The organism is Acidiphilium sp. JA12-A1 (genome assembly GCF_000724705.2).
Taxonomy (GTDB): domain Bacteria; phylum Pseudomonadota; class Alphaproteobacteria; order Acetobacterales; family Acetobacteraceae; genus Acidiphilium; species Acidiphilium multivorum.
This window is the reverse complement of sequence record NZ_JFHO01000003.1, coordinates 12,588-24,433: the sequence shown is the minus strand read 5'-3', so window position 1 is coordinate 24,433 and position 11,846 is coordinate 12,588. Positions and strand designations below refer to the sequence as shown.

General features: G+C 63.2%; 15 protein-coding genes. 8 read left to right on the top strand and 7 right to left on the bottom strand.

The annotated features are described in order from the left end of the window. The first annotated feature begins 146 nt into the window (after window positions 1-146). The 6 genes from RT91_RS00485 to RT91_RS00460 all read left to right on the top strand — a co-directional run bounded on the left by RT91_RS00485 (window position 147) and on the right by RT91_RS00460 (window position 5,148). A complete protein-coding gene (locus RT91_RS00485) occupies window positions 147-1,538 on the top strand; it encodes a M17 family metallopeptidase (protein WP_007422309.1) in 1,392 nt (463 codons plus the stop codon). Window positions 1,539-1,757: 219 nt separating this feature from the next. Then, window positions 1,758-2,147, top strand: coding sequence for a MarR family transcriptional regulator (locus tag RT91_RS00480; protein WP_007422310.1), 390 nt, complete (start codon window positions 1,758-1,760; stop codon window positions 2,145-2,147). Next, window positions 2,148-2,786, top strand: coding sequence for an outer membrane lipoprotein carrier protein LolA (locus RT91_RS00475; RefSeq protein WP_233489952.1), 639 nt, complete (start codon window positions 2,148-2,150; stop codon window positions 2,784-2,786). Window positions 2,787-2,880: 94 nt separating this feature from the next. Beyond that, window positions 2,881-3,636 (top strand): gamma-glutamyl-gamma-aminobutyrate hydrolase family protein, encoded by a 756-nt coding sequence (locus tag RT91_RS00470; protein ID WP_035185019.1) that lies wholly within the window; start codon window positions 2,881-2,883, stop codon window positions 3,634-3,636. Window positions 3,637-3,664: 28 nt separating this feature from the next. Further along, complete coding sequence (locus RT91_RS00465) at window positions 3,665-4,348, top strand: fumarylacetoacetate hydrolase family protein (protein WP_035185017.1); 684 nt, start codon at window positions 3,665-3,667, stop codon at window positions 4,346-4,348. Then, window positions 4,345-5,148 carry an exodeoxyribonuclease III gene (locus tag RT91_RS00460; protein ID WP_007422314.1) on the top strand — a complete coding sequence of 268 codons (804 nt, stop codon included), beginning with the start codon at window positions 4,345-4,347 and terminating at the stop codon, window positions 5,146-5,148. Before RT91_RS00465 ends, RT91_RS00460 begins: the two co-directional genes overlap by 4 nt. Here RT91_RS00460 and RT91_RS22415 read toward each other — a convergent pair. The 5 genes from RT91_RS22415 to def form a co-directional block, all read right to left on the bottom strand. After that, window positions 5,115-5,771 (bottom strand): hypothetical protein, encoded by a 657-nt coding sequence (locus RT91_RS22415; protein ID WP_011941509.1) that lies wholly within the window; start codon window positions 5,769-5,771, stop codon window positions 5,115-5,117. The two genes, RT91_RS00460 and RT91_RS22415, sit on opposite strands and share 34 nt — an antisense overlap. 16 nt (window positions 5,772-5,787) lie before the next feature. Next, window positions 5,788-6,327: a translation initiation factor IF-3 gene (gene infC, locus RT91_RS00450; RefSeq protein ID WP_035185014.1), complete on the bottom strand. Its 540-nt coding sequence runs from the start codon at window positions 6,325-6,327 to the stop codon at window positions 5,788-5,790. Between the two features lie 103 nt (window positions 6,328-6,430). Beyond that, on the bottom strand, window positions 6,431-7,198 hold the full coding sequence (gene truA / locus RT91_RS00445) for a tRNA pseudouridine(38-40) synthase TruA (protein ID WP_007422317.1): 768 nt from the start codon (window positions 7,196-7,198) through the stop codon (window positions 6,431-6,433). Continuing rightward, entirely contained in the window at window positions 7,195-8,100 is a 906-nt protein-coding gene (gene fmt, locus RT91_RS00440; protein WP_007422318.1) for a methionyl-tRNA formyltransferase, read from the bottom strand. Before fmt ends, truA begins: the two co-directional genes overlap by 4 nt. After that, window positions 8,100-8,666, bottom strand: a complete 567-nt coding sequence (def, locus tag RT91_RS00435) for a peptide deformylase (RefSeq protein WP_007422319.1) — start codon at window positions 8,664-8,666, stop codon at window positions 8,100-8,102. Before def ends, fmt begins: the two co-directional genes overlap by 1 nt. Window positions 8,667-8,782: 116 nt before the next feature. Between def and RT91_RS00430 the strand changes: the two genes are divergently transcribed. Together RT91_RS00430 and RT91_RS00425 are read left to right on the top strand one after the other, a co-directional pair. Continuing rightward, window positions 8,783-9,286 (top strand): Hsp20 family protein, encoded by a 504-nt coding sequence (locus RT91_RS00430; RefSeq protein ID WP_007422320.1) that lies wholly within the window; start codon window positions 8,783-8,785, stop codon window positions 9,284-9,286. 1 nt (window position 9,287) lies between these two features. Next, a complete protein-coding gene (locus tag RT91_RS00425) occupies window positions 9,288-9,545 on the top strand; it encodes a DUF1150 family protein (protein WP_007422321.1) in 258 nt (85 codons plus the stop codon). Between the two features lie 44 nt (window positions 9,546-9,589). On the opposite strand, the gene msrA is transcribed toward RT91_RS00425, so the two are convergent. Then, window positions 9,590-10,267 carry a peptide-methionine (S)-S-oxide reductase MsrA gene (gene msrA, locus RT91_RS00420; protein ID WP_007422322.1) on the bottom strand — a complete coding sequence of 226 codons (678 nt, stop codon included), beginning with the start codon at window positions 10,265-10,267 and terminating at the stop codon, window positions 9,590-9,592. Window positions 10,268-10,291: 24 nt separating this feature from the next. Further along, window positions 10,292-11,773 (bottom strand): amidophosphoribosyltransferase, encoded by a 1,482-nt coding sequence (gene purF, locus RT91_RS00415; protein ID WP_007422323.1) that lies wholly within the window; start codon window positions 11,771-11,773, stop codon window positions 10,292-10,294. Window positions 11,774-11,846: the final 73 nt, after the last annotated feature.

Below are 11,846 nucleotides of genomic sequence, written 5' to 3'. Positions count from 1 at the left end.
TTCAGCCTGCTGCGACCGGGCATTCAGGCTTCGATCGATGTCGGTCAAGAGTTGCCGATCACCTGCGGTTTCCGGCATTCTCGCACCGGATTTGCGGCTCAGCAACGACGTGACCGATACGCCTGTTATAACGTGCGGAAACCATGATGATTCTCACTCCTGATCCCCAGACATCACATTCCGGCCCCAGGCTACCGATCCGGGCGCTGCGTCCGGATGCCGTGGAACCGTTTCTCGCCACCGCAGATACGCCGACCGCAGCATCTGTCCGCATGCAGGGATTTACGGGGCAGGCCTCTGCGGTGGTTCTCCTACACGGCCCGAATGGCTGTTCGGGTGCATTGCTCGGGCTTGGCGACCGACCTACCCAGGCCACGTTCGGCGATTTGCACACGAAGTTGCCGCCGGGCGCCGAATGGTCGCTGCTGCCAGGCGACTACGATCCTGGCCAGGCATGGCTTGGAATTGCCCTGGGTACCTACCGATTCGAGCGGTTTCGTAGGCCCCGGCCTCCTCTGCCTCGGATTTCGGTCGACCACGCGCCCGACCGGGCCCGGCACCTCGCGTCCGCGATCTGCTTCGCGCGCGACCTCATCAATACACCAGCCAATCATCTCGGCCCTTCCGATCTAGCCGATGCGGGAACCACCCTGGCGGAACGCTACGGCGCCGCCGTCAGGCGAATCAGAGGCGCGGAACTTGAAGACGGATATCCCGCGGTGCACGCGGTGGGCGCCGGTTCAGAGCGCCCACCGGAGGTCCTGCAGTTCAACTGGGGCAGCGACAGTTCTCATCCGCTGATCTCGCTTTGCGGCAAGGGAGTTTGTTTTGATTCCGGCGGTTACGACCTCAAGCCGAGCGCCGCAATGTTACGGATGAAGAAGGATATGGGCGGCGCCGCAATTGCCCTCGGAGTCGCGCAGGCCGTGATGGCGCTGAATCTTCCGGTTCGGCTCGATGTGCGGATCGGCTGCGTTGAGAACAGCGTGTCCGGACACGCGATGCGCCCCCTCGACATCATCCGCACGCGCGCGGGCCTGAATGTGGAGGTAGGCAACACCGACGCCGAGGGCCGACTGGTCCTGGCCGACCTGCTAGCCGACGCAGCCGACGCAAAGCCCCATTGGCTGATCGATTTCGCGACGCTGACGGGGGCGGCCCGCGTTGCCCTCGGGCCGGATCTGCCGGCACTTTTCTCGAATGATGATGCGCTCGCCAACGGGCTCTTAGCGGCGGGCACGGCCGCCGATGATCCGCTCTGGCGCCTGCCGTTATGGCAAGGTTACGAATCCTGGCTGGACAGCCCAACCGCTGACCTGAATTCGGTCGCCTCGAAGCCGTTCGCCGGGGCGATCATCGCAGCCCTGTTCCTGCGCCGCTTCGTCCCCTCCGGAACGCCCTGGGCACATATCGACACCTACGCGTGGAACGACTCTACCAGAGCGGGAAAGCCTGAGGGCGGCGAGGCGCAGGCCCTTCAGGCCACTTTTGGCGCCATCGAAGCCCTTGCCAGCGTATCGACCACGAAACGGCCTTGATAATGACCTATGAATTAAGGCAAATATTCGGCAATGGAATTGCAATGTTTTCATGTTTCAATGTCTTGTGCGTAAGCTTCAGGATTCATAATTGATCTCAGGTTGTCCTCCTGAGACAAGGCTGCACGTAATTCGATCGTCCCTTTTTGGGAGGCCTGAGACCGCCAGTTCCCTCTGGTGATCATGAGCGTCAGACAACCGGAGAGGAGAAAAAGTTGCATGGGCCAGCAAATGAATTCTGAGGAGCTCGTCGGGGTTCTACGAGACACGATCGTTGCTCTGGTGAGACGTGAGGGGGTCGACCTGTCGGCACGACAGCTCGGCGTATTCCTCACTTGTTATCTGAATGATGACGCTCATACCGTCCGCGGGCTTGCGAGCGAACTCAACGTGTCGAAGCCCGCCATCACCCGGGCCCTCGACCGTCTGTCCGATCTCGATCTCGCCCGCCGGAAGGTCGATCCGTCGGATCGCCGCAGCGTTCTGGTGCAGCGCACGACCAAAGGTTCGGCTTTTCTGCGGGAAATCCGTAGCGTCATGACCGAGGTGACAAGTGACGGACGCAGCCGTCCGGAGCAGACGAGCCGCCGTTCGGTCGCGGCAAACTGAGTGGAATACGGGAACGGAATGATTGCCAGAAGAGCTTTGCTGGGCATTGCCGCAACCTGCGTTGCGGCATCCTTTTCCCCTGCGTGGTCGGCCCCCCTTTCGTCCGGCCACACACAGCAGGTCCTGGGTAAAGTTCTCGATTACCTGAACAGCCTGAAGACCGTCACCGCCCGCTTCATGCAGGTTGGCCCCGATGGTTCCGTCCGAACCGGCACCGCCATCGTGCAGCGCCCTGGGAAAATGCGGTTCGAATATGACAAGCCGGACCCTCAACTGCTCGTCGCGGGCTTCGGGTTGCTTGTGTATCACGATCCGCAGCTGGACCAGACAACCAACATTCCGCTGTCGTCCACGCCTCTCGGCATCCTTCTCGCCAAGCACATAACCTTCGGCGGCGATGTCAAGCTCCTGCGCGTCTCGACGCCACCAGGGGAAATCCAGGTCACGCTGACGCGGGCGGGCAGGGAAGCGCAGGGCCACATCACCCTCGTCTTCTCGACCAATCCGATCGAGTTGCGGCAATGGCGGCTTACCGACGCGCAAGACCGCGTGACCCAGGTCAGCTTGTACGACCTGAAGCCGGCCGCACCGTTCCCCGACAAAACCTTCGAATTCGTTCCCGGCTACAACACGAACTGAACCCGTGGAAGCCCAGGCGGCAACCACGGCCGCAACTCTGGCAGTCCCCAGCGCGATGCTGACACGGCGTTCCGGATTTGCGAGAAAGTCGAGCATGATATCGCGGTCATCGAAACTGATCGGCATTTCCTGTTGCCGAAAGCTCTTCGGCGTTTTCGGAATGCTCAATCATGCGGCCTCGGACACATATGTCCGGGCCGTCGACCTGGTCATCGGTGGTGTCCCTGTTCTGATTCCGGCCAATGGCGACCGTTCGCATGTCGACATCCTGCTTGACCGGCTGGACGGGCTGATCCTGACCGGTAGCCGCAGCAATGTGGCGGCGGTGTTCTACGGCGGCCCACCGCAACCGCCGGACGACGCGCCCGAGGATCCGGAACGAGACCGCGTAACGCTGCCGCTTGTCCGTGGCGCGGTCGCACGGGGCCTGCCGGTTCTGGCCATCTGCCGCGGCCTCCAGGAACTGAATGTCGCACTCGGCGGCACGTTGCATCAGCGGTTGCAGGATCTGCCGGGGCGCATCGACCATTCGACGCCGATGCAGCCACACGCCCCAGTGCGAACCGGAAAGGCCCATCACGTCACGTTGCGCTCCGGCGGACGTCTCGCCCGGATCGTGGAAAGCAACCTTCTCTCCGTCAATTCCCTTCACAATCAGGGAATCGACCGGCTTGCTCCCGGCCTGCTGGTTGAGGCCCGCGCCACGGATGGAACCATTGAAGCGGTGACAGGGACCGGTCCGGGCTATCTGGTCGGTGTGCAATGGCATCCGGAATATGATTTCGAACATGATGCGGCATCTCGCCGCATTTTCGAGAGCTTCGGGGCCGCCGTGAACAAGGCGGTCTGATCAGTCACAACAAAGGCAGGAACAGAATATGTCCGAATTCGTGATCGCACCGCCGGCAATACCGGCTGTTCCCGTTGCGGGCGGTGGGCTCTTCCCGGTCCGACGCATCTTCTGTGTCGGCCGCAATTACGCGGCGCACACGCGGGAAATGGGGGGCGATCCGAATCGCGAGCCGCCGTTCTTCTTCACCAAACCCGCCGATGCGATTGCGCTGGGCGACAGCGTCCCCTTCCCTTCGGCAACGCAGAACCTTCATCACGAGATGGAACTCGTCGTGGCGCTGGGCGCAGGCGGCCGGGATATCCCGTCCGACGCGGCGCTGGCCCATATCTATGGCTATGCGGCCGGCGTGGATCTGACCCGCCGGGATCTGCAGGACGAAGCAAAGTCGCTTCGCCGTCCGTGGGACATGAGCAAGGGTTTCGATCTCTCTGCGCCGATCAGCCTCATTGTTCCGGCCGCACGAATTGGTCATCCTGCTACTGGCCGCATCTCCCTCGCGGTGAATGGCGAGCGGCGCCAGAACGGCGATCTGTCCGACATGATCTGGCCGGTCGCCGACATTATCTCGTTCCTCTCGTCCCTCGTGGAACTGAAGCCGGGCGATCTGATCTATACCGGCACGCCCGATGGCGTCGGCCAGATCCAACCAGGCGACCGCGTTTACGGCGTCATCGATGGCGTCGGCGAACTGGAATTCATCCTCGCATGACCGCTCTGACCGTCGCGACCTGGAACATAAATTCGGTTCGACTCCGTCGGGATCTGCTGCATAGTCTCATGGATCAGGCCGCGCCCGATATCGTTTGCCTGCAGGAAACCAAGGTCCCCGACGACCTTTTCCCGGAAGACCTCGGCGCGGCACTCGGCCTGCCTCATGTGCTCAAACGCGGCATGAAAGGTTATAACGGCGTTGCGATCCTCTCCCGCCTTCCGCTTACAGCGGTCGAGGCTACGCCCGACTGGTGCATGAAATCGGACTGCCGGCACATTGCCGCGAGAATCGATACCGGAACCGATCCGCTTGTGCTGCACAATTTCTACGTCCCTGCCGGCGGCGATATCCCTGATCGGGCAGAGAACCCGAAATATGGGCACAAGCTCGATTTCATTGCGGAAGCCCGCGACCACTTCGCAATGAACCGCCCGCATCGCACCATGCTGGTGGGTGATCTGAATATCGCGCCGCTGGAAAACGATGTCTGGAGCCACAAGCAGCTATTGAACGTCGTTAGCCATACGCCGCCGGAAACCGAGGGTCTGAACGCCTGGCGGGCCGAAGGTTTCATCGACGCCATCCGGCATTTCGTCCCCGATGACCAGAAGCTTTTCACCTGGTGGTCTTATCGGAACAGGGACTGGCGGGCCTCCAACAGGGGCCGGCGACTCGATCACATCTGGGTCTCGACGGACCTGATCGGCAATCTGGCGCGCCATGCCATTCTTCAGGACGCCCGGGACTGGGAACGCGGTTCCGATCACGTCCCGGTGGTGTTGACCCTCGACCTGTAGAACTCGAGCGCGCGCTGCAGAGTCCGGCGCGCGGCGGCGGCTTCACGGCCCAGCGCGATCAGATCCGGGATCTGCGCGGGCCGGCGGAAAACGCTTTTCAGGACCTGTTCGATGGAGATTCGGCCGTCGGGGCCGAGCGCCACGAGGGCAGCCGGCGGCAAGCGCCGTCGCGCGGGATCGGCAATCGCGCGCAATACGGCAAAATCCAGACCGTACTCGGCGGCAACACGCGCAACGGCCGCTGATTCGAGATCGATCGCGGCAGCTCCGGTCGACGCGAACAGCACCCGCTTGTGTTCAGGGGTCACGGCCACGCTCCCGCCACCGATCAGGGCATCCACAGTCGCCCCCCCGAACATCTCCGTCAGCCGGAGCTCGCAAGAATACGTAGCCTTTTGTGAACCAAGGACCTTTCGCGGCACAAGAAGCGTTCCCGCCGCGAGGCCCGGATCCAGTCCTCCGGCAAGACCAAAGCTGATCAGCGCCGAAACCGCTTTGTCCTGAGCCAGAGTTCGGGCAGCATGCAGGGCACCGTCAGGAGTTCCGCCGCCGACAACCACCCTGGCTCTTACCCCACGCAGCAGGGCGGCTTCCGCAGTCAGTCCAGTCACAAAACCCAGCATGACGCTGCGCGGGTGCTCAGCGCGGGCTGAGCACCATGATCATCTGACGGTTTTCCATCTTCGGCATCTGCTCGACCTTGGTATCGGTTTCCATATCGAGTCGGATGCGCTCGAGCACCTTCACGCCGAGTTCCTGATGCGCCATTTCACGCCCGCGGAACCGCAGCGTGACCTTCACCTTGTCCCCATCGCCGATAAAGCTCTTCATGGCGCGCAGCTTCACCTGATAATCGTTCTCGTCGATGTTCGGGCGGACCTTGATCTCCTTGATCTCGATCACTTTCTGCTTCTTGCGCGCCTCGTTCTTTTTCTTCTGCTGCTCGTACTTGAACTTGCCATAATCGAGCAGCTTGCAGACCGGCGGGTCCGCGTTCGGGCTGATTTCAACGAGGTCCAGTCCCACCTCGCCGGCGCGGCGCTGCGCCTCTCTGGTGCTCATCACACCCAGCATTTCACCATCCTGGTCGATGAGACGGACCTGGGGCACACGAATGTCTTCATTGACGCGCGGGCCTTCGCGGCTGGGCGGGCTCGGCGGAACGGGTAGTCTGGCTATGTCGCTCTCCTGTCGTTGTGGAAGAAACGCGAATACGAGATCTTCGCTCTAGACGATATCGGGCTGTCAAGGCAACAGAACAAGCGCCATCCCCATCGGGGGGTCAGTTCCGCGGGAACGGATCAACCTCGTAGCGGACCGCGACCAGCACCAGCCCATCCGGCGGTGCGGTCGGCCCCGCCGCCGAACGATCGCGCGCCGCGAGCGCCTCGGCCACGCGACCGACGCGCCAGCGGCCCTCACCCACCAGCTTGAGTGTTCCAACCATGTTCCGCACCTGGTGGTGAAGAAAACTGCGTGCCTCCGCCTCGATCACGACCGTTTCGCCGTCCCGCCGGACATCGAGCCGATCGAGCGTGCGCAGCGGCGAATTCGCCTGGCACGAGCTGGCCCGGAAACTGGTGAAATCGTGGCGTCCCAGCAGCGACTGGGCCGCTTCGTGCATGGCCGGAGCATCGAGCGGCGCCTTCACGTGCCAGACGAACCCATCCCGCAGGGCCGGCCGGGCGGATCGATTAAGAATCAAATAGCGATAGGCCCGCCCGATCGCCGAAAATCGCGGACTCCACGCCGCCGACGGCGCAGGCGCCGCCTCGATTACCGCCACCGCGTGCGGCTTCATGTGGAAATTCAGCGCTTCGCGTACCGCCCGCGCATCGAGCCGGTCCGGTAGTTCCAGCGCCGCGACCTGTCCAGCGGCATGAACACCGGCATCGGTGCGGCCAGCAACCACGCTGTCAGGCACATCGCCGCCACATAGCCGGGATGCGGCCGTCTCCAGCACTTCCTGCACCGACAGCCCGTTCTCCTGGCGCTGCCAGCCCACAAAGCCCCGGCCGTCATATTCGAGCCTGAGCGCCCAGCGCCTCACCCCAGACGCGTCCCGATGGCGACCGGATGGCCGCGCAGGAACGCCTCGGCCGGCATTGCGGCCCGCCCCGCGCGCTGAACAAGAGTCGGCCGTATCGCAGCATCGCCGCAGGCAATGGCCAGGCGGTCATCAAGCACCGTTCCCGGTTCGCCCTGCCCCGCCGCCGGTTCGGCGCGGATAATCTTGAGCGCCTCGCCGTCGAGCCGCGTCTCCGTTCCCGGCCAGGGCCGGAATGCCCGAATCCGCCGCAGAATCACTGCGGCAGATGCCGACCAGTCGATCTCCGCGTCCGCCTTCGAGAGTTTCGGAGCATAGGTCACCCCCCCCTCCGGTTGCGGCACAGGCGGAAAATTCCCGTCAAGCACCTTGATGACCAGCGCGGCACCCAGATCGGCGAGCCGGTCAAGCAGATCCACCGTTGTATCCTCAGGGCCGATCGGCACCGCTTCGGCCAGCAGCGTCGCCCCGGTGTCGAGCCCCTCATCCATCTGCATGATGGTCACGCCGGTCTGCGCATCCCCCGCAAGAATCGCGGCATGGATCGGCGCGGCTCCACGCCAGCGCGGCAGCAGACTCGCGTGGATATTGATGCAGCCGCGTCGCGGGGCGACCAGCATGTCCGCTGGAAGAATCTGTCCATAGGCGGCGACGACTGCGGCATCGAGGTCGAGCGCGCGGAAATAGGCCCGCTCGGCATCGTCCCGGCGCAGGCGCTCCGGCGTCCGCACCGTCAGGCCGAGCGCCTCCGCAGCCTCATGAACCGGGCATTTGTGAATGCGATGGCCCCGCCCGACCGGTCGCGGCGGCTGGCAATAGACCGCGACGATATCATGGCCCGCGGCATGCAGCGCCCGCAGCGCCGGCACCGCGAATCCAGGCGATCCCATGAACGCGAGACGCATCAGCGTGCCGGCTTCCGCGCGGCCTTTTCGCGCAGATCCTTCGCGAGCTTGCGCAGGATCATGTTCCGTTTGAGCGCCGACAGATGATCGACGAACAGGACCCCGTCGAGATGATCGATCTCGTGCTGGATGCAGGCCGCCAGCAACCCGTCGGCATCGATCGTTCGCTTCTTGCCGTCCTCGTCCTCGAATGCCACGCTGATCTGCCCCGGCCGGATCACCTCGGCATACTGACCCGGCAGCGACAGGCAGCCCTCCTCGCGCGAGACGAGTTCTTCGCTCCGCGCCGTGATCTCGGGATTGATCATGACCATCGGCTGCTTCTGGTCGTCCGGCGCCAGATCCATCACCACCAGACGCAGCGACACGCCGATCTGCGGCGCAGCGAGGCCGATACCCGGCGCGCGGTACATCGCTGCGAACATCCGCGGCACCAGTTCCGCCACGTCGTCACGGTCCGCGCCGACCACACGGCGCGCTTTCATCCGCAGCCGCTTGTCGGGAACAATCAGGATCTCCGGGATTCCGGCATCCGCAATATCGGTCGTCGCACTCATGGCCGGCATGTAGCCCCGCCGCCGCGCCCGATCAATCGGTACTTGCAATGGACGCGATTTATGCCCATTTCGGAGGTGCGAAACGCCGTCCGGGTTTCGCTTGTCTCGCTCGAAAGGAGGAGGCTTTGACAACTCGCGTTTTTACTTCGCCCTTGTTTCTGGGCTTTGATCATCTTGAACAGGTGATCGAACGTGCCGCGAAGACGTCGTCGGAAGGGTATCCGCCCTACAACATCGAGCAACTCAGCTCGACAAGCCTGCGGATCACCATCGCCGTTGCCGGTTTCACGATGGACGATCTCCAGATCACGCAGGAAGACAACCAGCTGGTGATCCGGGGCCGCCAGAACGACGACATGCAGGGGCGTATCTTCCTGCATCGCGGAATAGCCGCGCGTCAGTTCCAGCGGGCTTTCGTTCTCGCGGAAGGTATCGAGGTCAAGGGCGCCTGGCTCGATAACGGGCTCCTGCATATCGACCTCGCCCGGCCATTGCCGGAAGCGAAGATCCGCACGATCGCCATCAAGAAGGGAGCAGGCGGCCAAAACGGCGCCAGCTCAGCACGCACGCTCGACAGTGATGCAGTTGCGTCGCGCATCGTTGGGCGTGAACTTCAGGAGGGTTCCTGACATGAACATCAAGACCCATGACGGTATCGCCGAAGACGCGCCGTTCCAGGCGTTTCTCGATCCGCATCAGATCACCGAGGCCCAGCTCGCCGAACTCGGACTCGAGGAAATCGCCTATGTCCGCCCGATCATGACACCGAACGGACCGGCCTTCGGCGTCTTCGCCGCCAACGGCGTGCCTATGGCCGTCGCCGCCGACAATAGCGTTGCGCGTGCCGCGATCGTCCAACACGAACTGGCGCCAGTCTCGGTTCACTGAACCATGCGCCGCAGCCGACCGGCCTGAAATGATACCTCAGGTTTTCAATCGGCGGGCATGACACCAGCGGGACAGGTCACGCCTGTCCCGCCAAGCCCGCAATAACCGTCAGGGTTCTTGGCCAGATATTGCTGGTGATAGGCTTCGGCGAAAAAGAACGTCGGCGCGGGAAGGATTTCTGTCGTGATTCTGCCGAAACCGGCCTCGGACAGCACGTTCTGATACGCGTCGCGTGACAACTCGGCGAGGCGAAGCTGTTCGTCGGACAAGGCGTAGATCGCCGAGCGATACTGCGTGCCAATGTCACCACCCTGACGCATGCCCTGCGTCGGGTCATGGTTTTCCCAGAACAGCTTCAACAGGTTCTGATATGAGGTCGCCCGCGGATCGAACACGACCAGCACGACCTCGGCATGGCCCGTGCGACCGGAACACACCTCCTCATAGGTGGGGTTCGGCGTAAATCCGCCAGCATAGCCCACGGCCGTGACCAGCACGCCCGGCGCTTGCCAGAACTTGCGTTCCGCGCCCCAGAAACAGCCAAGACCGAAGATCGCGACTTCCGATCCTGGCGGATAGGGCTCTGCGAGCCGCGCGCCGCTGACGTAGTGGAATTCCGGAATCGGCATCGGCGTCGCCCGCCCCGGCAGCGCCTCACCGGCTGTCGGCATCCGTGTCTTCATCGTGCTCATAATCGCCCTGATCTGATCCACCAGCGTCATGCACCATGCTCCGGCGCAACCTTGTCAGGCCAGTTCGGCCAGCAGCGAGAGTTGCGCGTCCCGCGGCTCGGCGTGGTCGGTCAACGGAATGGGATAATCACCGCTGAAGCAGGCGTCGCAATAGGCCGGGTCAGCGGCGTCGCGCCCCTGGTGGCCAAGCGCGCGATACAGCCCGTCGATCGAGATGAACGCCAGGCTGTCCACGCCGATCAGCGCGGCCATCTCGGCTTCGCTGTTGCGGGCGGCAAGCAGCTTGCCGCGCTCGGGCGTGTCGATGCCATAGAAGCAGGAATGCGTTGTCGGGGGCGAGGAAATCCGCATATGCACTTCGCGCGCCCCTGCCGCGCGCACCATCTCGACGATCTTCTTCGACGTCGTGCCGCGCACGATCGAATCGTCCACCAGCACGACGCGCTTGCCCTCGAGCGCCGGCCGGTTCGCCGAATGCTTGAGCCGCACGCCGAGATGGCGGATCTGATCGGTCGGCTCGATGAAGGTCCGCCCGACATAATGGTTACGGATAATGCCCAGTTCGAAGGGAATGCCGCTCCGCTCGGCATAACCCATCGCCGCCGGCACGCCAGAATCCGGAACCGGGACGATCAGGTCGGCTTCCACCGGCGATTCCTGCGCCAGTTCGCTGCCTATGCGCTTGCGCGCGGCATAGACCGACATGCCGTCGACGATCGAATCAGGACGCGCGAAGTAGATATATTCGAACACGCAGAAGCGCGGCTTCTGCGGCACGAACGGCTTGAGGCTCCGCACCCCGCCGCGGTCGATCGCAACGATCTCGCCAGGCTCGATATCGCGCACGAACTCGGCGCCGACCATCTCCAGCGCGCAGCTTTCCGATGCCAGCACCCAGCCCGGCCCGCTTCCATCGGCACCGTGCGTGCGGCCGAGGATCAAAGGCCGGACCCCAAGCGGGTCCCTTACGCCAATCAGCATGTCATTGGTCAGGGCAACCAGCGAGTACGCACCCTGGACCTGCTTGAGCGCGTCGATCAGACGGTCGAGCACTGTCGCATAGAGGCTGATCGCGATCAGATGAACGAAAACCTCCGAGTCGGTCGTCGACTGGAACAGACAGCCCCGCCGCACCAGGGCGCGCTTCAGCGTATGGGCATTGGTCAGGTTGCCATTATGGCCGACAGCCAGACCACCGAACTCGAATTCGGCGAACAATGGCTGCACATTGCGCAGAAGCGTTGCGCCGGTCGTCGCATAGCGGTTGTGTCCGATCGCCCGCGTGCCAGGCAAACCCGCCATGACCTTGGCATCGCCGTAATTGTCACCGACCAGGCCAATCCCCTTGTGCGCGTGAAAACGCACCCCGTCATGGGTGACGATGCCTGTCGCCTCCTGGCCGCGATGCTGGAGCGCGTGCAGACCAAGCGCCGTGATCGCCGCCGCATCGGTGACGTTCCAGACGCCAACGACGCCACACTCCTCGTGCAGCTTGTCATCGTCGTCGCGAATGACTGGATTTTCGGATTGTGTCACGCCGCCTGATCCCCTTGCGACCGGAAACTGTCACATAATGCCTAGGTTCGGCCCTGTCGAGGATCGAACCATG